General features: G+C 46.4%; 21 protein-coding genes. 19 read left to right on the top strand and 2 right to left on the bottom strand.

Features of this window, described 5'->3' with window-relative positions:
• Window positions 1–7: 7 nt before the first annotated feature.
• The 9 genes from dapB (at window position 8) to B5E64_RS05315 (ending at window position 9,963) form a co-directional block, all read left to right on the top strand.
• On the top strand, window positions 8–766 hold the full coding sequence (dapB, locus tag B5E64_RS05355; RefSeq protein WP_087167489.1) for a 4-hydroxy-tetrahydrodipicolinate reductase: 759 nt from the start codon (window positions 8–10) through the stop codon (window positions 764–766).
• Window positions 767–838: 72 nt separating this feature from the next.
• Window positions 839–1,108, top strand: coding sequence for a hypothetical protein (locus B5E64_RS05350; RefSeq protein ID WP_087167488.1), 270 nt, complete (start codon window positions 839–841; stop codon window positions 1,106–1,108).
• A gap of 129 nt (window positions 1,109–1,237) precedes the next feature.
• Window positions 1,238–2,023, top strand: coding sequence for a phosphoribosylformimino-5-aminoimidazole carboxamide ribotide isomerase (gene hisA, locus B5E64_RS05345; protein WP_087167487.1), 786 nt, complete (start codon window positions 1,238–1,240; stop codon window positions 2,021–2,023).
• Between the two features lie 119 nt (window positions 2,024–2,142).
• Window positions 2,143–4,713: a preprotein translocase subunit SecA gene (secA, locus tag B5E64_RS05340; RefSeq protein ID WP_087167486.1), complete on the top strand. Its 2,571-nt coding sequence runs from the start codon at window positions 2,143–2,145 to the stop codon at window positions 4,711–4,713.
• A gap of 23 nt (window positions 4,714–4,736) precedes the next feature.
• Window positions 4,737–5,847, top strand: a protein-coding gene (prfB, locus tag B5E64_RS05335; protein WP_118637721.1) for a peptide chain release factor 2 whose coding sequence is annotated in 2 segments (ribosomal slippage) — window positions 4,737–4,811 and window positions 4,813–5,847 — 1,110 coding nt in all. Because the reading frame shifts where the segments join, the coding sequence is not laid out codon by codon here.
• Window positions 5,840–6,280, top strand: a complete 441-nt coding sequence (locus B5E64_RS05330; protein ID WP_087167484.1) for an ACT domain-containing protein — start codon at window positions 5,840–5,842, stop codon at window positions 6,278–6,280. Before prfB ends, B5E64_RS05330 begins: the two co-directional genes overlap by 8 nt.
• A 2-nt stretch (window positions 6,281–6,282) precedes the next feature.
• Window positions 6,283–7,500, top strand: coding sequence for a homoserine dehydrogenase (locus B5E64_RS05325; RefSeq protein ID WP_087167483.1), 1,218 nt, complete (start codon window positions 6,283–6,285; stop codon window positions 7,498–7,500).
• 39 nt (window positions 7,501–7,539) lie between these two features.
• Window positions 7,540–8,745, top strand: coding sequence for a cofactor-independent phosphoglycerate mutase (locus B5E64_RS05320; RefSeq protein ID WP_087167482.1), 1,206 nt, complete (start codon window positions 7,540–7,542; stop codon window positions 8,743–8,745).
• Window positions 8,746–8,754: 9 nt separating this feature from the next.
• On the top strand, window positions 8,755–9,963 hold the full coding sequence (locus B5E64_RS05315) for an aspartate kinase (RefSeq protein ID WP_087167481.1): 1,209 nt from the start codon (window positions 8,755–8,757) through the stop codon (window positions 9,961–9,963).
• A gap of 47 nt (window positions 9,964–10,010) precedes the next feature.
• Here B5E64_RS05315 and B5E64_RS05310 read toward each other — a convergent pair whose 3' ends face one another.
• The gene (locus B5E64_RS05310; RefSeq protein ID WP_087167480.1) at window positions 10,011–10,391 is read right to left on the bottom strand and encodes a helix-turn-helix transcriptional regulator; all 381 of its coding nucleotides are present in this window, start codon (window positions 10,389–10,391) and stop codon (window positions 10,011–10,013) included.
• 103 nt (window positions 10,392–10,494) lie between these two features.
• A complete protein-coding gene (locus B5E64_RS05305; RefSeq protein ID WP_087167479.1) occupies window positions 10,495–10,938 on the bottom strand; it encodes a CYTH domain-containing protein in 444 nt (147 codons plus the stop codon).
• A 139-nt stretch (window positions 10,939–11,077) separates the two neighbouring features.
• On the opposite strand from B5E64_RS05305, the gene B5E64_RS05300 reads away from it, so the two are divergent.
• From B5E64_RS05300 to B5E64_RS05255, 10 genes are all read left to right on the top strand, one after another.
• A complete protein-coding gene (locus B5E64_RS05300) occupies window positions 11,078–11,752 on the top strand; it encodes a HAMP domain-containing histidine kinase (RefSeq protein ID WP_087167478.1) in 675 nt (224 codons plus the stop codon).
• A gap of 162 nt (window positions 11,753–11,914) precedes the next feature.
• Window positions 11,915–13,201 carry a trigger factor gene (gene tig, locus B5E64_RS05295; RefSeq protein WP_087167477.1) on the top strand — a complete coding sequence of 429 codons (1,287 nt, stop codon included), beginning with the start codon at window positions 11,915–11,917 and terminating at the stop codon, window positions 13,199–13,201.
• A 29-nt stretch (window positions 13,202–13,230) separates the two neighbouring features.
• Window positions 13,231–13,812 (top strand): ATP-dependent Clp endopeptidase proteolytic subunit ClpP, encoded by a 582-nt coding sequence (clpP, locus tag B5E64_RS05290; protein WP_087167476.1) that lies wholly within the window; start codon window positions 13,231–13,233, stop codon window positions 13,810–13,812.
• 91 nt (window positions 13,813–13,903) lie between these two features.
• Window positions 13,904–15,154: an ATP-dependent Clp protease ATP-binding subunit ClpX gene (clpX, locus tag B5E64_RS05285; RefSeq protein WP_087167475.1), complete on the top strand. Its 1,251-nt coding sequence runs from the start codon at window positions 13,904–13,906 to the stop codon at window positions 15,152–15,154.
• Window positions 15,155–15,217: 63 nt separating this feature from the next.
• Window positions 15,218–17,566 (top strand): endopeptidase La, encoded by a 2,349-nt coding sequence (gene lon / locus B5E64_RS05280; protein WP_087167474.1) that lies wholly within the window; start codon window positions 15,218–15,220, stop codon window positions 17,564–17,566.
• Window positions 17,560–18,165 carry a ribosome biogenesis GTP-binding protein YihA/YsxC gene (yihA, locus tag B5E64_RS05275; RefSeq protein WP_087167473.1) on the top strand — a complete coding sequence of 202 codons (606 nt, stop codon included), beginning with the start codon at window positions 17,560–17,562 and terminating at the stop codon, window positions 18,163–18,165. The genes lon and yihA overlap by 7 nt, the downstream gene beginning before the upstream one ends.
• A gap of 1 nt (window position 18,166) precedes the next feature.
• Window positions 18,167–19,312 carry a sporulation integral membrane protein YtvI gene (ytvI, locus tag B5E64_RS05270; RefSeq protein WP_242959064.1) on the top strand — a complete coding sequence of 382 codons (1,146 nt, stop codon included), beginning with the start codon at window positions 18,167–18,169 and terminating at the stop codon, window positions 19,310–19,312.
• A 179-nt stretch (window positions 19,313–19,491) separates the two neighbouring features.
• A complete protein-coding gene (locus tag B5E64_RS05265) occupies window positions 19,492–21,099 on the top strand; it encodes an FGGY-family carbohydrate kinase (protein WP_087167472.1) in 1,608 nt (535 codons plus the stop codon).
• Between the two features lie 47 nt (window positions 21,100–21,146).
• Complete coding sequence (locus B5E64_RS05260) at window positions 21,147–21,650, top strand: 8-oxo-dGTP diphosphatase (RefSeq protein ID WP_087167471.1); 504 nt, start codon at window positions 21,147–21,149, stop codon at window positions 21,648–21,650.
• Window positions 21,651–21,817: 167 nt separating this feature from the next.
• A complete protein-coding gene (locus B5E64_RS05255) occupies window positions 21,818–22,894 on the top strand; it encodes a GntR family transcriptional regulator (protein ID WP_087167470.1) in 1,077 nt (358 codons plus the stop codon).
• Window positions 22,895–22,901 lie beyond the last annotated feature (7 nt).

Here is a 22,901-nt window from a genome sequence, read left to right as displayed (position 1 = left end):
AGCGAAGATGGTAAGAATAATTATGCATGGCTGTAATGGGAAAATGGGACAGGTGATCACCCGGCTCGCGGCAGAAGACGGCAATTGTCAGATTGTGGCAGGAATTGATACATTCCGCGGGATTGAAAATACCTATCCGGTATTTGACAATCTGAAAGACTGTGATGTGGAAGCAGATGTTGTGATCGATTTTTCAAACGCAAAAGCGGTGGACGGGCTTTTGGAAGCCTGCTGCGAAAAGAAACTTCCGGTAGTGCTTTGTACGACCGGTCTTTCCGAAGAGCAGCTTCAGAAAGTGGAAGACGCGGCAAAAGAGACGGCTGTTCTTAAATCTGCCAATATGTCTCTCGGCATCAATCTGCTGATGCGTCTTTTGAAGGATGCTGCCAAAGTCCTTGCCCCGGCAGGATATGATATTGAAATTGTTGAAAAGCATCATAATAAAAAGGTAGACGCGCCAAGCGGAACAGCGCTTGCACTTGCCGATGCCATCAATGAGACCCAGGATCCACAGTACGCATACTGTTTTGACAGAAGTCAGGAGAGAAAGCCAAGGGAAAAAAGAGAGATCGGAATCTCGGCTGTCCGCGGCGGAACGATCGTCGGGGAACACGAGGTGCTCTTTGCGGGAGAGGATGAAGTGATTGAGTTTAAGCATACCGCTTATTCCAAAGCGGTGTTCGGAAAAGGAGCACTGGAAGCGGCAAAATTCCTGGCAGGGAAGCCGGCAGGAAGATATGAAATGAGCGATGTGATTTCATTTTAATTCTTACATGAATAAAATCTGATTTTCTGCAGATAGTAAGTAGTGCAAATTCTATTTGCAGGAGGGAAAAAGATGAAATCTTGGAAACGAGCCGCTCTTGTTCTGCTGAGTGTGTTCATGCTTGGCTGCATGACTGCATGTTCAGGAGAAAACCGTGTCAATGATGCGACAAACGGAAGTAATACCGGGAACACGCTGGAGGAAGATATCAATAATGGAGCTGACGCCCTGGAAGACGGTGCCGAGGACTTAAAAGACGGTGTCGAAGACGGTGCCCGGGATATCAAAGATGGCGTGGAAGATGCGCTGGATGGAAACAGCAGAACAGATATGGACAGATAAGAGAGCCTTTTTGGCTCTCTTATCTGCGATTATGGAGGAGATATTTGGCTTGACGGAAGAGAGGAACCTGTGTTAATGTAAGAAAATAAATTGACGTGGTAAAGTAAAAAAGTGTTGGGAGGTAAAAAGATGCGGTTCCGTCCTTGTATTGATATACATAATGGCAAAGTAAAACAGATTGTAGGCGGAAGCCTCACCGACCGGGGGGACAGGGCCAGCACCAATTTTGTGGCGGATAAACCGGCAGACTGGTTTGCGGGCAGATATCAGGAGGACGGCCTTTATGGAGGTCATGTTATTCTTCTGAATCCGGCATCGTCTCCGTATTTTGAGGAGACAAAAAAGCAGGCACTTCGGGCCCTTCAGGCATTCCCCGGAGGACTTCAGATCGGAGGCGGTATCCGGGCGGATAATGCCGGAGATTATTTAGATGAGGGAGCGAGTCATGTCATTGTTACATCTTATGTTTTTTCCGACGGCCGGATCCGGTGGGATCATCTGGAACAGCTGAAAGATGCCGTGGGAAAGGAGCGGATTGTTCTGGATTTAAGCTGCAGAAAACGAGATGGAAAATATCTGGTTGTCACAGACCGGTGGCAGAAATTTACGGACACTGAAGTGACCCGGGAACTTTTGAATATGCTGGCCGGTTTCTGTGCCGAGTTTCTGATTCACGGTGTTGACGTGGAGGGACGCTCTGCGGGAATCGATCAGGAGCTTGCCGGAATCCTTGGAACATGGGAGAAAGCCGGCGAAATACCTGTGACGTACGCCGGCGGAATTGCATCCATGGAGGATATAAGGATATTGCAGGAAGCAGGAAAAGACAGGGTGGATTTTACCGTGGGAAGTGCTCTGGATCTTTTCGGAGGAGAGCTAAGCTACGATGAAATCAGACAGAAGTATCATGGCTAACGTTTGTGAACACGGTGGAAAGAGTTTGTGAACACTTTAGAAACAGGTTGAACAAGCCCGTGGATAGTGTTAAAATGAGGAATGGATTAATTTTTTAGAACGATAAGGAGCAGTAAAAAATGGGACTGATACAGAAAGTGTTTGGTACACACAGCCAGCATGAGTTAAAGAGAATCTATCCGATCGTAGATCATATCGAAGCTTTGGAACCTGAGATGCAGAAGCTTTCTGATGAAGAATTAAGAGATAAAACGAGAGAATATAAGGAACGGTACGCAAAGGGAGAAACTCTGGATGACCTGCTTCCTGAGGCATTTGCCACAGTAAGAGAGGCAGCAGTAAGATCCATCGGAATGAAACATTACCGTGTACAGCTGATCGGCGGTATTGTCCTTCATCAGGGACGTATTTCCGAGATGAAGACCGGTGAAGGAAAGACACTTGTATCCACACTGCCGGCTTACTTGAATGCCCTCACGGGAGAAGGTGTTCATATCGTTACTGTCAACGACTATCTGGCAAAGCGTGACGCCGAGTGGATGGGAAAAGTACACGAATTTCTGGGACTGAAAGTCGGAGTCGTATTAAACGATATGGACAATGACCAGAGAAGAGCGGCCTATGCCTGTGATATTACATACGTCACCAACAATGAACTTGGATTTGATTATCTGAGAGATAACATGGTGATCTATAAAGAGCAGCTTGTACAAAGGGGACTGAAATACGCCATCATCGATGAGGTCGACTCCGTTCTGATCGACGAGGCAAGAACCCCTCTGATTATTTCCGGCCAGAGCAGTAAGTCCACAAAGCTCTACGAGGCGTGTGATATTCTTGCGCAACAGATGGAGCGTGGAGAAGCAAGCGGTGAATTCTCTAAGATGAATGCAATTCTTGGTGAAGAGATTGAAGAAACCGGGGACTTCATCGTCAACGAAAAAGAGAAGGCCATCAACCTGACGGAAGACGGTGTAAAGAAGGTTGAAAACTTCTTCCATATTGAAAATCTGGCAGATCCGGAAAATCTGGAGATCCAGCATAATATCATCCTGGCCCTGAGAGCACACAACCTGATGTTCCGTGACAAGGATTATGTAGTAAAAGACAACGAAGTGCTGATCGTCGATGAGTTTACAGGACGTATCATGCCGGGAAGAAGGTATTCCGACGGACTTCATCAGGCAATCGAGGCAAAAGAGCATGTAAAAGTCAACCGGGAGAGTAAAACACTTGCAACGGTTACCTTCCAGAACTTCTTTAATAAGTATGAAAAGAAATGTGGTATGACAGGTACCGCCCTGACAGAAGAAAAAGAGTTCCGCGATATCTACGGAATGGATGTTGTGGAAATTCCGACCAACAAACCGGTTATCCGGAAGGATCTGGACGATGCTGTTTACAAGACCAAGAAAGAGAAGTTTAACGCAGTATGCGATGCTATTGAGGAAGCACATGCAAAGGGGCAGCCGGTTCTGGTTGGTACGATTACCATTGAGACCAGTGAGCTTTTAAGCAAAATGCTCAGAAAACGAGGTATCCGCCATAATGTCCTGAATGCCAAGTTCCATGAGCTGGAAGCACAGATCGTAGCTGAGGCCGGACAGCACGGCGCGGTTACGATTGCGACCAATATGGCGGGCCGTGGTACCGATATCAAGCTGGATGAAAAAGCAAGAGAAGCCGGCGGCTTAAAGATCATCGGTACAGAGCGTCATGAATCCAGACGAATTGACAACCAGCTCCGCGGACGTTCCGGACGTCAGGGCGATCCGGGTGAATCCCGTTTCTACCTTTCTCTGGAAGACGACCTGCTCCGCCTGTTCGGCTCTGAAAAGCTGATGTCCGTATTCAATGCGCTGGGCGTGGAAGACGGAGAACAGATTGAACACAAGATGCTTTCAGGAGCGATTGAAAAGGCGCAGAAGAAGATCGAGTTCAACAACTATGGTATCCGTAAGAATCTTCTGGAATATGACCAGGTTATGAATGAACAAAGAGAGATTATCTACGAAGAACGCCGCCGTGTGCTTGACGGGGAAAGCATGAGAGATTCCATCTATCATATGATTACAGAATATGTGGAAGATCTTGTTGACAGATATGCTCCGGCTGACAGATCCGGTGATGAGTGGGATCTGGAAGGCATGGATGTGGCGCTTCATGAGACCATTCCGATGATTCAGGCTGTGACCGGGGAAGATGTGAAGAAAAAGCAGCAGAAAGAGCTGAAGCATCTTCTGAAAGAACGTGCTGTCAAAGCATACGAGGCAAAGGAAGCAGAATTCCCGGAACCGGAACATTTAAGAGAAGTAGAGCGTGTCGTACTGCTCAGAGCGATTGATGGCAGATGGATGGATCATATCGACGATATGGACCAGCTTCGTCAGGGAATCGGTCTTCAGGCATATGGGCAGAAAGATCCGCTCGTGGAATACAAGATGCTTGGATACGACATGTTCGGTGAGATGACAAAGGCTATTGAGGCGGATACGATCCGTGTGCTCTTCCATGTCAAGATGGAACAGAAAGTGGAAAGAGAACAGGTTGTAAAAGTAACAGGAACAAACAAGGACGACTCGGCATCCCATGCGCCGAAAGTCCGCACAGAAAAGAAAGTTTACCCGAATGATCCGTGTCCATGCGGAAGCGGCCTGAAATACAAACAGTGCTGCGGGAAAAAGAAATAATAAAAATAAAAGAGGTGAGAACAGTGGTTGAGCTTGAACAGCTGAGACTGGAACTGCAGGCATTCGAGGAACCTCTTAAGGAAGTAAGGGATTCACTTTGACCTGCCGGGCAAAGAAAAAAGAGTAGAAGAACTGGAACGTAAAATGGAAGAACCGGATTTCTGGGAGGATACGGAAGGCTCCCAGAAAGTCATGAAAGAACTCAAAATGCTGAAAGATACACTGAAAACGGCGGAAGAGCTGAATCAGCAGTATGAAGATACCGGAGTCCTTCTGGAAATGGCAGAAGAAGAACAGGATGAAAGTCTTATCGGAGAGATCCGTGACGGAGTCAAAAGGCTGGATGAGCACCTGGAGGAGGTACGGATCAGTACGCTCCTCGGGGGAGAGTATGATAATTGTGATGCGATCGTGACACTCCATGCCGGAGCAGGAGGCACGGAGGCCTGTGACTGGAACCAGATGCTTTACCGGATGTATTCCCGGTTTGTGGAGCGTCATGGATTTTCGATGGAGGTTCTGGATTATATTGACGGTGACATTGCGGGAATCAAAAACGTGACCTTTGAAGTTCACGGGGAAAATGCGTATGGATTTCTGAAATCCGAGAAAGGGATACATCGTCTGGTACGGATTTCACCGTTCAATTCGGCGGGAAAACGTCAGACATCTTTTGCGTCCTGTGATGTGATTCCGGATATTGACAAAGAGATCGATATCGAGATCAATGAAGATGATCTGAAGATCGATACCTACCGGTCAAGCGGGGCAGGAGGACAGCACATTAACAAGACGTCCTCCGCAGTCCGGATCACGCATCTTCCGACCGGGATTGTCGTACAGTGCCAGAATGAGCGCTCGCAGCATCATAATAAGGATAAAGCGATGCAGATGTTAAAGGCAAAACTGTATTTGATGAAAGAACAGGAACAGGCGGAGAAGATGTCCGGTATCCGCGGAGAGGTCAAGGATATCGGATTTGGAAATCAGATCCGCTCTTATGTTATGCATCCATACAGTCTTGTCAAGGATCACAGGACAAACGAAGAATCCAGTAATGTAGGAGCAGTGATGGACGGCGAGATTGACAGATTCATCAATGCATATCTGAAACAGGAGAGTGTACATGGATAAGACGAAATACTATGTGCTGAACAGAAAAGCGGTTCCGGAAGTCCTGTTGAAAGTTGTGGAGGTCAAGCATCTGCTTGCGACACAGAAGGGACTTACGATCGGCGAAGCGGCAGAACAGGCAGGAATCAGCAGAAGTTCCTTTTATAAATACAAAGATGATATTTTCCCGTTTCATGAAAATGAAAAGGGACAGACTATTACCATGGTCCTGCAGATGGAAGATATTCCAGGGCTTTTGGCAGAGATTTTGGGTGAAGTTGCACAGTGCAGGGCAAACATTCTGACTATTCACCAAAGTATTCCGCTCAATGGAGTGGCAACGCTTACCATGAGTGTGGAAGTCCTTTCCACAACAGGAAATCTCTCGGAAATGGTTGCGAAAATCGAAGAAAAAAACGGAGTTCATTATCTGAAAATAGTAGGGAGGGAATAAAAATGATAAGTGTTGCGGTACTGGGCTATGGTACAGTCGGATCCGGAGTAGTGGAAGTGTTCCGGCAAAATCAGGAGAAGATTGACCGGTGCGCAGGAGATCAGGTGCGGATCAAATATGTTCTGGATCTGCGTGATTTCCCGGAGGATCCGGTGCAGGAACTGATTGTGCATGATTTTGAAAAAATTGTCAGTGATGAAAGTGTGGATATTGTCGTAGAGGTAATGGGCGGTCTGGAACCTGCTTACACCTTTGTGAAGAGAAGTCTGGAAGCCGGGAAAAATGTGGTAACCTCCAATAAGGCGCTTGTGGCTGCGCATGGAGCGGAGCTGTTGAAGACCGCAAAAGAGAACCATGTCAACTACCTCTTTGAGGCGAGTGTGGGAGGCGGTATTCCGATTATCCGTCCGCTTGTCTCTTCGCTTACGGCGGATGAGATTGAAGAGATTACGGGAATCCTGAATGGGACAACGAACTATATGATGACGAAGATGTTTTATGAGGGAGCCGATTACGATGAAGTATTGAAAGAAGCACAGGCAAATGGATTTGCAGAACGGAATCCGGAGGCGGACGTGGAAGGTATGGATGCCTGCAGGAAAATAGCGATTCTGTCTTCCATTGTGTCCGGAAAGCAGGTGGATTTCCGCGATATTTATACAGAAGGCATCACGAAGATTACTGTCCAGGATATGCGCTACGCAAAACAGATGAATGCGGTAATCAAACTGCTTGCTACGATGAAGCGGGACGAAGAGAAGCTTGAGGCGGTTGTAGCCCCGTTCATACTTCCGGCAGAGCATCCGCTTGCAAGTGTGAATGGAGTGTTCAATGCGATTTTCGTGCATGGCAACGCTTTGGGGGATGCAATGTTCTATGGAAGCGGCGCAGGAAAGATGCCGACGGCCAGCGCAGTAGCGGCAGATATCGTGGAAGCTGCGAAATACAGAAACGAGACAATCTGCGAATACTGGTCCGGAGAGCGTCTGGAACTTGAAAGCCGCCTGGATGTAAAAAGAAAGTTTTTTGTCCGGATGTCCGGAAGCAGGGCAGCATATGAAGAACGGATCAGAGATACTTTTGGCAAGGTTGAATTCGTGGAGGCTGATGGCTGCGAAGGAGAATTCGGATTTATTACAGATGTCATGAAAGAAGGGGAATACGAAGACGCGGCTGCAAGGTTTGACAATGTCATTCACATGATCCGTGCAGCATCATAAGATAGATTATAAGACGAAAACAGAAGGGAATGATTGCGGATGAAATATATTATCATTCTTGGGGACGGTATGGCAGGAGAGCCGCTGGAGTGTATTGGGGGAAAGACGACGCTGGAACAGGCTTTGACGCCTGAGATGGATCGCCTTGCAAAGATGAGCGAAATCGGGCTCGTCTCAATGGTGCCGGAGGGGATGGCACCTGGAAGTGATACGGCCAACCTGTCGGTCCTTGGCTATAATCCCGAAGTATATTATACCGGAAGGTCGCCTCTTGAGGCGCTCAGTATCGGAGTAGGGATGGAAGAGGATGATGTATCGTTCCGCTGCAATCTGGTCACGCTGACCGAGGATGCATCACTCTCTTATGAAGATCAGAGAATTGTGGACCACAGCTCGGATGAAATTAATACCAGAGATGCAGGTGTCCTTCTGGAGGTTCTGAAGGAGGAAGTGTTAAAACCGGGATTTGAGCTGTACCGCGGGACATCCTACCGCCATCTTCTGCTTTGGAAGAATGGACACGAAATGGAACTGACGCCGCCCCATGATATTCTGACAAATCAGATCCGGGAATATCTTCCGGGGGATCCGATGCTTTTGGCAATGATGAAAGAAAGCTATCGAGTTTTAAAAGAGCATCCGGTTAATCTAAAACGGAAAGCCCAGGGGCTTCGACCGGCCAATTCCGCCTGGTTCTGGGGAGCGGGAAAAAGGCCAAAACTGCCGGATTTTCAGGAAAAGACCGGAAAAAGAGGCGTGATGATTTCGGCGGTGGATCTCCTGAAAGGGATTGCCGCCGGAAGCGGAATGAAAATTGTTCATGTAGAAGGAGCGGACGGCGGCCTTCATACGAATTATGAAGGAAAGGCACAGGCGGCAGTCCGTGCGCTGCTTGATGAAGGCTACGATTTCGCCTATATCCATGTGGAAGCGCCGGATGAAATGGGACATCAGGGCAGCGTGGAAAAGAAGGTCCGGGCAATCGAATTTCTGGATCAGAGGCTGATCCGGATTGTCAGGGAGGCGATGGATGCATCGGGAGAACCGTACAGACTGCTGATTCTGCCGGATCATCCGACACCGATTGCTGCCAGAACACATACCGCGGATCCGGTTCCCTATCTTCTCTACGACAGAAAAAGACCTGAAAACGGGGCAGAGAGCTACTGTGAAAGGACGGCTGTGCAGTCAGGAAGATGGGAAAAAAATGGATATCATCTGATCGAACACTTATTTGAATACTAGGAGGAAATTATGCTGATAGTAAAGAAATTCGGGGGAAGCTCTGTCGCAAACAGAGAAAGAATCTTCAATGTGGCAAGGCGCTGCATTGAGGATTATAAAAAAGGGAATGATGTAATTGTAGTACTTTCAGCTATGGGAGATACAACAGACGAACTTCTGGAACTGGCGCAGAGCATCAATCCAAACGCGCCGAAAAGGGAGCTGGATATGCTCCTGACTACGGGAGAGCAGGTATCCGTTGCGCTGATGGCGATGGCATTTCACTCATATGATGTCCCGGCAATCTCTTTGAACGCTTTTCAGGTGCGGATGCACTGTACGGCAAGATATGGAAATGCAAGATTCAAACGGATCGATACTGAGCGGATCCAGCATGAACTGGAAGCGAGAAAGATTGTAATTGTGACCGGATTCCAGGGAATTAACAAATACGATGATTACTCTACCCTGGGACGAGGCGGTTCCGATACTACTGCGGTTGCGCTTGCGGCAGCACTTCATGCTGACAAGTGCGAAATCTATACCGATGTGGACGGTGTCTACACGGCAGATCCGAGAATTGTAAAAAATGCAAGAAAAATTGACGAGATTATTTACGATGAAATGCTGGAACTTGCGACTTCGGGAGCAAAGGTGCTTCATAACCGGTCCGTTGAGATGGCGAAGAAGTATGGCGTCGAGCTGGTTGTACGCTCCAGTCTTACATCAGAAGAGGGAACCGTAGTCAAGGAGGTAGTAAAAATGGAAAAAATGTTAATCACCGGTGTGGCGGCTGACAGAAATACAGTAAGAATTTCTGCGATTGGAGTAAAAGATGAGCCGGGAATCGCGTTCAAAATCTTTAATACACTTGCGAAAAACAACATCAATGTGGATATCATCCTGCAGTCTGTAGGAAGAAACGGAACAAAGGATATTTCTTTTACCGTATCCGAGGAAGATCTGAAAGAAGCACTTGCTATTCTTGAAGAGAAAAAAGAAGTTCTTACGATCAAAGAGCTTACATACAGCACCGATGTGGCAAAGGTATCCATTGTAGGAGCCGGTATGCTCAGCAATCCGGGAGTTGCGGCAAAGATGTTTGAATCTCTGTTTAACTCCAACATCAATATCAACATGATTTCCACATCTGAAATCCGTATCACTGTTCTGATCGATGAAAAAGATACAGAAAAAGCAATGATTGCAATCCATGACGGATTTGGACTGAATGATTAAAAAACAGAAAAATAAGAAATCCCCTTTCCGTTAGTACGGTTAGGGGATTATTTGTCTTTCAGAAATCCACGAACAATCTGACGGTCATTTTCAGAGGAGTACCGGTATTTCATAATAAGGTCGATTTCCGGATCCGTTAAGCAGATTGAGTGTTTCTGATCTTCTGTTTCGCAAAGATGATACTGATAGACCGGAAAGGATTCTTGAATCTGATCGGCATCAATGACACCGGCGACCAGTTCATCAAGCGTGATTTTATAAAAATCAGAAAAACGGATCAAAGTAGACAGGTCCGGTTCTCTGAGCGCCTGTTCGTAGTGAGAGTACGCCTGTCTGGTAAAGTTCAGGATAGAGCTGAGTTGTTTTTGTGTGTAGTTGTATTTTTTGCGAAGAGTCCTGAGATTCTTTGCAAGCTGTACATTTGCCATGGCATACCTCCATTTTTAGAAACAGTATATCAGTTTCTATGTAAAAATTCAGATAATGCCACAAAATGTATCTATGGAAAGAAAAGCAACAAAACGTTGCTATTTATAATTTACTTAATGTGCTGTTGTGATAAAGAACAGAAAACGTTACATCTTCTGAAAACCAGGAGGGCGGAGTAAAGGAATCGGCCATCTCTACAGAAGGAAATTCTACTTCTGCCAGCATAAGCGGAGCCAGGTCTCCCTTAAAACAGTCGAGTTCGATTGTCAGTCCGCATTCGAGAGGAATCAGATAACGTCTTTTCTGAATCAGTCTTCCGTCAATTTTGGTAAGAAGATGTTCATAGGCCTCCTTTGTAAGAGGAAGGTTATATTCTTCGCGGACCATCAGGCCTTTGGATTTATAGGTCAATGTATAATCCTCGTCCGACCGGCGGATACGAACAACGGGACTGGTATTCAGATAGCCCTGCTCCATCTCATGATATGGAAAATCTTCCAGAGGCAGAGGGCAGGATTCGATGAGGTATTTACGTTCAATTTCCACAAATGTTTCCTCCTTGTAATAGTATGATCTGTTCTTTCAGTATAAATGTACTGCGGAAGGAAAACAAGGGAAAACGGACTTAGGTTGCTTTTTTTTATAGAGTCTGATAGAATCAAAAACGAACAAGGAGGAGAAAATCATGAGAAAAAAAGCCTGTGCTTTGGCGGCTGCGGTCCTTGCCGGCATGATGGCCTTTGCCGGATGCGGTGGAGACTTTGATGCAGCAGGGTATGTACAAGCCGTACTCGATGAGAGACTCCAGGGGGAATTTACGGAGGCGTCCAGAATCATGGATACATCCGAATATGAACTGAAACAGGATTATGAGGCGGCTGTCGATCAGTTTGTCTATGATTATCTGACATCCGGTTATGATGAACTCAGTGATTATACATTGTATGAGTACGAAACACTTGTAAAAGAGATTTTCAGTGTGATGAAATATGATGTGCAGAAAGCGGAGAAGACAGATTCAAAAGAGTACGAAGTATCTGTGGAGATTCAGCCGGTAGATCTGTTTGTCAATTACGTACCTGCGCTGCAGGAGGCATCAAAGGAAATTGAACAGTCCGCGCAGAACGGAGGATATGAAGGAACAGAAGAAGAAATTCAGGAGATGATGCAGTATGATTATTTATTCAGAGCATATGATCTTCTGGAAGAAGCGTACCTGAATATGCAGTACTCCGATCCGGAGACCGTGATTGTGAAAGTGGAGGCAGATGACGGAAACACCTATTCGGTCAGTGAGGAAGAATACCAGACACTTCTGGAACAGTTTTTCCGAATGGACGAAGTCGGCAGCACGGACTAAGAGTCAAAATGCGGCTTCCGGCAGAAAACGGCGAAAATATGAGGAAAAGTAAAGGTAAGACTGGAAATTCGAATAAGAATATGGTATACTCATACAATCAGTGTAATGTAGATAAGTCTGCCGACTTTTCGCATATACGATAAGATTTAGGAGGAAATGTAAATGAGTTTACAAGTAGAGAAACTGGAACACAACATGGCGAAACTGACGATCGAAGTTTCTGCCGAAGAACTGGAAAAAGCACTCCAGGGAGCTTACAACAAGCAGAAGAAAAACATCAGCATCCCAGGATTCCGTAAAGGAAAAGTGCCGCGCCAGATGATCGAAAAAATGTACGGACCGGAAGTTTTCTATGATGACGCTGCAAACCAGCTGATTCCGGAAGCATACGGAAAAGTATATGATGAAGAGGATCTTGAGATCGTATCACAGCCGAAGATTGATATCGTACAGATTGAAAAAGGCAAACCATTTATTTTTACAGCTGAGGTGGCTTTAAAGCCGGAAGTTACATTAGGAGAATACAAAGGATTAAAGGTTGAAAAGATTTCCAACCGTGTGACACAGAAAGAGATCGAAGCAAAACTTGTTGAAGAACAGGAAAAGAACGCAAGAACAGTTTCTGTGACAGACCGTCCGGTTCAGGATAAAGACGAAGTTGTACTTGACTTTGAAGGATTTGTAGACGGTGTTGCTTTTGAAGGCGGAAAAGGAGAAAACTACCCGCTGACAATCGGCTCCGGAGCATTCATCCCGGGATTTGAAGAGCAGCTGATCGGCGCAAACCTGGAAGAAGAAAAAGAAGTGAATGTAAAATTCCCGGAAGAGTACCATGCAAAAGACCTGGCAGGAAAAGAAGCAGTCTTCAAATGTACAGTGCATGAGATCAAAGTAAAAGAGCTTCCGGAACTGGATGACGAGTTCGCATCCGAAGTTTCCGAGTTTGAAACTCTGGACGCTTACAAAGCAGACATCAAGGCAAAGATCAAAGAGCAGAAGATCGCAGAAGGCAAGAGAAAACAGGAAGACAAAGCAGTAGAAGAAGCTGTTGCAAACGCGCAGATGGATATTCCGGATGCCATGGTTGACACAGAAGTAAGACAGATGGCAAATGATTTTGCTCAGAGATTACAGCAGCAGGGGCTGACTCTTGATCAGTACTTCCAGTTTACAGGAATGACAGCTGAGAAGATGACAGATGAGCTGAAACCGCAGGCATTAAAGAGAATTCAGACAAGACTTGTTCTGGAAGCGATCGTAAAAGCGGAAAACATCGAAATCAGCGATGAGAAAATCGACGAGGAAATCCAGAAGATGGCTGATGCTTACAAGATGGAAGCAGACAAGCTGAAAGAATTCATGGGAGAAAAAGAAAAAGAACAGATGAAACTGGACATGGCTGTTCAGGAAGCTGTTACATTCCTTGTTGATAATGCGGTAGAAGAATAAGAGACATAAATAATAAGGAGGCATATTGCATGAGTTTAGTACCTTATGTCATTGAGCAGACAAGCCGTGGAGAGCGTTCATACGACATCTACTCAAGACTTTTAAAAGACAGAATCATTTTTCTGGACGGTGAGGTAAATGATGCTTCAGCGAGTGTGATTGTTGCACAGCTCCTGTTCCTGGAAGCAGAGGATCCGGGAAAGGATATCAATTTATACATCAACAGTCCGGGCGGTTCTGTGACGGCAGGTCTGGCAATTTATGATACGATGCAGTACATCAAGTGTGATGTGTCTACGATCTGTATTGGAATGGCTGCAAGTATGGGATCTTTCCTTCTCTCCGGAGGGAAAAAAGGGAAGCGTCTTGCGCTTCCGAACGCTGAGATCATGATTCATCAGCCATCAGGTGGTGCACAGGGTCAGGCATCAGAGATACAGATTGCTGCAGAGCATATTCTGAAAACCCGCCGGAAATTGAATGAAATTCTGGCAGCGAATACCGGGCAGACACTGGAAACGATCAGCCGTGATACGGATCGTGACAATTTCATGTCTGCTGAGGAAGCAAAAGAATACGGTTTAATTGATGAGGTCATCACGAGCCGGTAAAGGGGAAACAAGGGGCTGTCCCATGTGCTTGGGGCATCCCCTTTCCGTGTTTCATAATACAATGCGGAAAGTATATAAATGAGGTGTGAGAATGGCTTTAAAAGAAGATGTGGTAAGATGTTCCTTCTGTAATAAGACACAGTCACAGGTGCGCAAGCTGATTGCGGGACCAAACGGTGCTTACATCTGTGATGAATGTATCGAGATCTGTGCCGAAATTATAGAGGAAGAATTCGAATATGAGAACGAAGACAACGGGCTTGGAGAGATTAATCTCTTGAAGCCGGAGGAAATAAAAAGCTTTCTGGATGACTATGTCATTGGTCAGGAGGAAGCAAAAAAGGTTCTTTCCGTTGCTGTATATAATCATTATAAACGGATTAAGGCGGAAAAAGATCTGGGAGTGGAACTGCAGAAAAGCAATATTCTTATGCTTGGACCGACCGGAAGCGGAAAGACGCTTCTTGCACAGACGCTTGCAAAAGTGCTGAATGTGCCGTTTGCGATTGCGGATGCCACGACGCTGACAGAAGCGGGATATGTCGGAGAAGATGTGGAAAACATTCTTTTGAAGATTATTCAGGCTGCTGACGGTGATATAGAAAGAGCAGAATACGGAATTATTTATATCGATGAGATTGACAAGATTACAAGAAAATCCGAAAATCCATCCATTACAAGAGATGTATCAGGAGAAGGGGTACAGCAGGCGCTTCTGAAAATCATTGAAGGTACGATTGCATCCGTGCCTCCGCAGGGCGGAAGAAAACATCCGCATCAGGAGCTGTATCAGATTGATACGTCCAATATCCTTTTCATTTGCGGCGGAGCGTTTGAGGGGATTGACAAGATCATCGAAAAGAGAATCGACCAGAAATCCATAGGATTTAATGCGGAAATTGCAACCAATCATGAAGACAATCTGGACAGACTGTTAAATCAGGTACTGCCGCAGGATCTTGTTAAATTCGGCCTTATTCCGGAATTCGTCGGACGTGTTCCGGTGATTGTCGCACTGGAATCTCTTGACAGAGAGGCACTGATTCAGATTTTGACAGAGCCAAAGAGCTCGATTGTGAAGCAGTATCAGAAACTGATGGAACTCGACGGAGTCAGCCTGCAGTTTGATAAAGATGCGCTTGAGGCGATTGCGGACCGTTCGATTGCAAGAAATACCGGAGCCAGAGGATTAAGAGCGATAATGGAAAACGTCATGATGGACATCATGTACAGGGCTCCATCGGATGAGACGCTGAAAACATGCATCATTACCAAAGATGCTGTTGAGGGAAAGAGCCTGCCAAAGACCGAGCATGAAGAACGTGAATCTGAAAGTGCATAATAGACAGAATGAGAGAGGTGCAGGTAATTATACCTGCACCTTTTGTAAAATACGGAGGAATTAATGACAGAACAGATCAATCATATACCAATGGTGCCGATCCGGGGCCTGACCGTCTTCCCGGGTATGGCAGTACATTTTGATGTTGTCAGGATCAAATCCATGGAAAGTGTTCAGCAGGCAATGCTTGCAGGACAGAAGGTGTTCCTGATCAGACAGAAAGAAGATAAAACTGAAGAGCCGCAGAAAGAGGAACTATGCCGTACCGGTGTGCTGGCGGAAGTCCGGCAGGTTGTACGGGTGCCTCAAAAGGGTCTCAGAGTGATGGTTTACGGTGAAAAGAGGGCAGTGTTAAGAGAGATGCGTGAGGTGGAAGGATACTGGGAGGCAGATATTTCCATTTGTCAGGAAAAGCGTCCGGACCTTCCGGAAGGGGTATCTCTGGAGGGAATGAAAAAAATTCTGACAGATGCCCTGAAGATTTATGTAAAAAAGACACGGCGTGTTCCGGAAGGAGTGATCCGGGATATCCTGAAGCTTGATGATGTCTATGAAATGGCAGGAGAAGCGGCGGCAGGGATCGGACTGGATTCCGTTGTACTTCAGAAACTGCTGGATGAAGATGATCTTCTGGAACGCTACTATACGCTTGTAGCCAGGATCGAGGAAGATACACGGGCGGCAGATATTACCGCAGAAATTGAAAAGAAAGTCAGAGAGCGGATCGACAAAGGCCAGCGGGAATACATTCTGAGAGAACAGTTAAAATATATCCGTGAAGAGCTGGGAGAGGACGGAACATTGTCCGACGCGGAAGAATTCGAAAAAGCAGAAAAGAAAATGCAGGCTCCGGAGGAAGTACACGAGAAAGTGGCAAAAGAAATACGCCGGTTTAAAAATACAGTAAACAACCCGACCGAGGCAGGAGTCATCCGTACCTATCTTGAGACAATGCTGGAGATGCCCTGGGATAAAAGGGCGGAGGAATATACCGATATGAAACATGCCAAGGAGATTCTTGAGGCAGAGCATTATGGTCTGAAAGAAGTCAAAGAACGGGTGCTTGAATATCTGGCGGTCAGAGAACTGACAAAACGCAGCGGATCTTCTATTTTGTGTCTTGTGGGACCTCCGGGAACTGGAAAAACATCCATTGCGAAATCCCTTGCGGAGTCCATGAAAAAGCCTTATGTAAGAATCTCTCTCGGAGGTGTCAGAGATGAGGCGGAGATCCGGGGACACAGAAAGACCTATGTAGGAGCGATGCCGGGAAGAATCGCGGATGGGCTTCGGAAAGCGGGGGTCAAAAATCCCGTGATGCTTTTGGACGAGATTGACAAGGTGAGCACTGATTATAATAAAGGGGATACCTTTTCCGCGCTTCTGGAGGTTCTGGATTCGGAACAGAATAAAAAATTCCGGGATCATTATCTGGAAGTACCGCTGGATCTCTCGGAAGTTGTCTTTGTGACAACCGCCAACACCCTTCAGACGATTCCAAGACCGCTTCTTGACAGAATGGAAGTGATTTCGGTCTCCAGCTATACGGAAAATGAAAAGATGCACATTGCGAAAGAGCATCTGATGAAGAAACAGCTGGAGCGTCACGGGCTGGAAGGTGGACTTCTCAGTATTTCGGATGGAGCATTGTGGAAAATCATCCGCAATTACACGAAAGAGGCCGGTGTCCGTACCTTGGAGCGAACCATTGGGGAGCTTTGCAGAAAGGCGGCCAAGGAGATTCTGGAGTCGGGAAAAAAGCGGGTACGTATCACGGAACGGAATCTGGGACAGTATCTTGGAAAAGAAAAATACCACTATCATATGGCAAACAGCCAGGATGAGGTGGGAATTGTGACAGGTCTTGCATGGACAAGTGTCGGAGGGGACACACTTCAGATTGAGGTCAATGTTCTTTCTGGAAAGGGGAATCTCCTGCTGACAGGACAGATGGGTGACGTCATGAAAGAGTCTGCGCAGGCCGGAATCAGTTATATCCGTTCCATCAGCGGCCGCTGTGGAATCGAAGAAGACTTTTTTGAGAAGCATGACATTCATGTACATATTCCGGAAGGGGCAGTGCCGAAGGATGGACCATCTGCGGGCATTACGATGGCCACGGCGATCCTTTCCGCGGTGACCGGGAAAAAAGTCCGTGCGGATGTGGCGATGACCGGAGAAATTACGCTTCGCGGAAGGGTGCTTCCGATTGGAGGATTAAAAGAAAAACTGCTGGCAGCGAAAAACGCAGGCGTGCGTTGTGTGCTTGTACCGGCTGAAAATCAGGCGGATGTGGAAGAAATTTCCAGGGAAATCACAAAAGGACTGGAGATCCGGTTCGTTTCACGGATGGAAGAAGTACTAAATACGGCACTTGCAGAAAAAATAGAACAGGAGGGAGAACAATGGTAATTAAAGAGGTTGCTCTGGAGACAGTGTGTGGAATTACCAGTAAACTTCCGGTCAATGACAAGCCGGAGATTGCATTTGCAGGCAAATCCAATGTAGGGAAATCCTCCCTGATCAATGCTTTGATGAACCGGAAGTCTCTGGCCCGGATTTCGGCTACGCCCGGAAAAACACAGACGATTAATTTTTATAATATCAATGGGGAAATGTATCTGGTTGACCTTCCGGGATATGGATACGCCAAGGTTTCCGAGAAAGAAAAGGAAGCGTGGGGAAAGATGATTGAGCGCTATCTGCATCAGTCTGCCATGCTTAAGGCGGTGTTCCTTCTGATTGATATCCGGCACGAACCGTCAAAAAATGATAAAATGATGTATGACTGGATTTTACATCAGGGATATGAACCGGTAATTATTGCTACGAAGCTTGATAAAATCAAGAAAAGTCAGCTGTCAAAACAGCTCAAGGTGATCAGAGAAGGGCTGAATCTGGTAAGCGGCACAAAGGTGATTCCATTTTCCGCAAAAACAAAGCAGGGGAGAGAGGAAATCTGGGAGTTTGCCGAGACCAGAATGTTCGGGGCTGACAGTAAGGAGGAGTAGGATGCAGGAAGACGCAGATGGAATGAAAACAGATAAAAGGCCGTACTGGAAAGTTGCCGCAAGTCTTTTTTTCAGTCTTCTGGGGACGATCTTGTTTATTGTGATCGGTGTACGGGCAATCGGATTTTTCATGCCATTTGTTATCGGGTGGTTTATTGCGTATCTGGCGTATCCGCTTGTGGGGTGGCTGGAGAGCAGAGTGAAGATCAAGAAAAAACTGGGATCTGCCCTGATTATCATTCTGGTGATCGCTATTGTGGCAGGACTCGGATATCTGGGAATCGTAAAGCTGGCCCGGGAAATACAGATGGCGCTTAACAATGCTCCGGATCTTTATCAAGATCTGGAAGCGGGATTTCGGGAGATTGGAGAACGGTTTCAGGGAGTTTACAGGATGCTGCCCGAGAATATTCAAAACGGCTGGAACAGTCTGATTCAGAATATGGATGAAAGAGTAGGCGGTGTGATCGCAGGGATAGGAAACCCGGCGGTGGAAGCGACGGGAAATGTAGTCAAACGGATTCCGGGGATTCTTGTGTCTGTTATTGTAGCACTTGTATCGGCTTACTTTTTTACAGCCCAGAGGGAGGAAATCATACAGTGGAGTAAAAAAGTGGCACCCAAAGCGATTGAAGCAAGAATGTCAATGGTTATGTACAATCTGAAGTATGCGGTCGGAGGTTATTTTAAAGCGCAGTTTAAAATTATGGCGGTTGTAGGACTGATTCTATTGTGCGGCTTTCTGATTCTTGGTGTGGATTATGCTTTCTTACTTGCGATTTTAATCGCCTTTCTGGATTTCCTTCCGTTTTTCGGAACCGGAACCGCTCTGATCCCGTGGGCTGTATATAAGTTTTTTGTAATGGATATTAAAATAGCGATAGCACTTTTGATCATTTATGGAATTACACAGCTGGTGAGACAGATCATACAGCCAAAACTGGTCGGTGACAGCATCGGACTCAGTCCGCTTCTTACGTTGATTCTTTTATATGTCGGATACCGGGTAGGGAGTCTGCTTGGCATGATTCTGGCAGTTCCGATCGGAATGATTATTCTAAATCTGTACAAAGCAGGAGCCTTTGATTATATTCTGGATGATGTCAGAATTCTGATGCGGGGAATTGCATCACTGAAAGAACCTTAGTCCGGCAGAAATAGACGAAAGAGTAAGACAGGAGTTTTTCAGTACAACTTGAAAACCTCCTGTCTCTTTTTTCGGCATTTATCCGAATTTGGGCAGGATGCACAAGTTTCATTGCTGGGGAGAATTCGGAATGATATAATAGTACAAAATGGAAGTGATTCTTGAAGGAGGAAAGGCATATGGCATTCGATGCTCAAAATACAAAACAGATGATTGAAGACGGAAAGGCGGTGCTTGGAATCGAATTTGGATCGACACGGATCAAGGCGATTCTGATTAATGAAAAAAATGAACCGGTGGCATCCGGGAGCCACGACTGGGAAAACCGTTATGATCATGGGATCTGGACCTATACGCTGGAGGATATCTGGACAGGACTGCAGGACAGTTACCGGAGCATGACGCAGGACGTATCAGAAAAATACGGAACAAAGATCACAAATCTTGCTGCAATCGGATTCAGCGGTATGATGCATGGATATATGGCATTTGATAAAGAAGGGGAACTTCTCGTGCCGTTCCGCACCTGGAGAAACACAATCACAGCGGATGCATCGGAAAAGCTGACGGAGCTGTTCCGGTACCACATTCCTCAAAGATGGAGCATCGCCCACCTTTACCAGGCGGTTTTAAACGGGGAAGAACATGTAAAAGACGTAGCGTTTTTTACAACGCTTGCAGGATATGTTCACTGGAAACTGACCGGTAAAAAAGTACTTGGAGTCGGGGAAGCGTCTGGCATGTTCCCGATTGATGTCAAAGAAAAGCAGTTTCATAAAGGAATGATCGACACATTTGATGCCCTTGTTGCGGAGAAAGGATATCCGTGGAAATTAAGCGGAATTCTTCCGGATGTACTGCTGGCAGGCGAGGATGCAGGCGCTCTGACAGAAGAGGGGGCAAAGCTGCTGGATCCGTCGGGGAACCTGAAGGCAGGAGTACCGCTCTGCCCGCCGGAAGGAGATGCCGGCACGGGAATGGTGGCAACAAACAGTGTAGCGCCAAGGACAGGAAATGTATCGGCAGGAACCTCCGTTTTTGCCATGGTAGTACTGGAAAAAGAACTTTCCAAAGTATATCCGGAGATTGATCTTGTGACCACCCCGTCCGGAGATCCGGTGGGAATGGTACACTGCAACAACTGTACTTCTGACCTGAATGCATGGGTATCTGTATTTAAAGAGTTCGCAGAGACTTTTGGAATGGAAATTGGCATGGATGATCTCTATGGAACCCTGTATCGCAAAGCAATGGAAGGGAACAAAGACTGCGGAGGACTTCTCGCATACAATTATTTCTCAGGAGAACATATTACAAACTTTGAAGAAGGGCGCCCGCTATTTGTCCGGACACCTCAGAGCAGCTTTAATCTCGCAAACTTCATGAGAGTACATCTTTACACCTCTCTTGGAGCATTGAAAGTCGGAATGGACATCATGCTTAAAGAAGAGCATGTAGAACTTGACCGGATTCTGGGACATGGCGGACTTTTCAAGACAAAAGGAGTCGGTCAGAGTATTCTGGCCGGAGCAATTGACACACCGGTTTCCGTTATGGAAACCGCGGGAGAAGGCGGAGCCTGGGGAATTGCCCTGCTCGCATCCTATATGGCGCATCGTGAGGAAGATGAAAATCTGGCAGATTTCCTGGCAGAAAAAGTATTTGCAGGAGAAACAGGAATTGAGATGCAGGCGGATCCGGAAGATGTGGCAGGTTTTAATACCTTTATTGAACGGTACAAAGAAGGGTTCCCGATTGAACGAGCGGCAGTAGACCATCTGAAATAGACGTGCTATACTATCGGTAAAAAAGAAAGAAGGACAAAAAGAACGACATGCCGAAAGTACAGATGACAACACTGGGATATATCGAAAAAGAGGATGCCTATCTCATGCTTCACCGCGTAAAAAAGGAGCAGGACGTAAATGAAGGCAAATGGATCGGGATAGGAGGAAAATTTGAATACGGAGAAAGCCCGGAAGACTGTATGAAGAGGGAGACAGAAGAAGAGACCGGCCTGACCGTGACATCCATGAAATTCCGGGGAATTTTAACCTTTATCTGTGATAAACAGGATCCGGAATACATCTGTCTTTACACGATAGACGGATTTAGAGGGCAGATCCGGGATTGTGACGAAGGCGTACTGAAGTGGGTTCCAAAAGACGAGATTTCCCGCCTGAATCTCTGGGAAGGAGATAGGATTTTCTTTGACCTGATTCAAAAAGATGCACCGTTTTTCTCTCTGAAACTTCGTTATGAAGGGGATCAGCTCATGGAAGCAGTCCTGAATGGCGAAAAAGATCTTGTACATATTTTTGGGGACGTGTTCCGATGATCCGGAACACGTCCCCTTTGACAAATTTGTACTGAAAACAGGAGATTTCAATAGTACAAATCTTGGATTTTGTATAAATTGTGCGTGACATGTTTGGATAATACTCCAACTTGTATTGTACAGGTGAATGGGTTATAGTGGTAGTATAATGAAAGAGAGGATTTGGAATGCAGAAGAAGTACGAAGAAGTGGTTGCGTGGATCAGAGGAGAGCTGCGTGAGGGCAGGCTGAAGCAGGGGGATAAGCTTCCGTCCGAGAATACGCTGCAGGTGAGGTTTGGTGTGAGTCGTCAGACGATCAGGAAGGCGCTTTCAGTGCTGGAGGAGGAACAGATTGTGCGGAGTGTCCGAGGAAGCGGGACATATATTGAGATCGGAAAGCAGAAAAGACAGCGTTCCATGAGGATTGCGGTGATGACGACCTATGTGGATGTCTATATTTTTCCGTTGATTGTAAAGGAGATTGAACGGGTATTGTCGGATGAGGGATATTTTCTTCAGCTTGCCGTGTCTAATAATGCGATTGAGAAGGAGCGGATGATTCTGAAGGATTTTATTCGGGAGAGATCAATCGACGGGCTGATTGCGGAGACAACAAAGAGCGGGATTCCGAATCCGAATCTGAAGCTATACAAGGAGCTGGAGCGGATGGGTGTTCCGATTTTGTTTATTAACAGTTTTTATCCGGAGCTTGATATTGCGCATGTGAGCCTGAATGACAGAGCGGCCGGGCGGATGGTGACGCAGCATCTTCTTGACTGCGGGCATATCAATATAGCGGGGATTTTCAAGGCGGACGATGGTCAGGGGCACCAGAGGTATGCGGGATATGTGGATGCGCTGATGGATGCGGATATCAAGGTCAAAGGAAAGCAGGTTGTATGGATCGACTCGGATGAGATCGCGGAGATGCGGGACGACTGCAGTAGAATTCTGAAGCGGATCAAGGGCTGCACGGCCTGTGTCTGCTATAACGATGAGGTCGCAAACAAGCTGGTTGGTATCTGTATGGATCAGGGAATCCGGATACCGGATGATCTTTCCATTGTGGGAATTGACAATTCCGATCTTTCGAGATTCTGTGAGATCCCGTTTACGTCGGCCGATAATCCGGTGCAGGAGCTTGGAAAGATTGCGGCTGAGATGATGATTGATAAGATACAGGGAATCGGAGACATTGAGACGGTGGAGCTTATGCCGGATCTGGTTATGCGAAATTCCGTGAAAGTGATTACACATATATAATAAATCA

Source organism: Drancourtella sp. An12 (genome assembly GCF_002160935.1).
Classification (GTDB): domain Bacteria; phylum Bacillota; class Clostridia; order Lachnospirales; family Lachnospiraceae; genus Sellimonas; species Sellimonas catena.
This window is presented reverse-complemented; position numbering and strand designations above follow the sequence as displayed.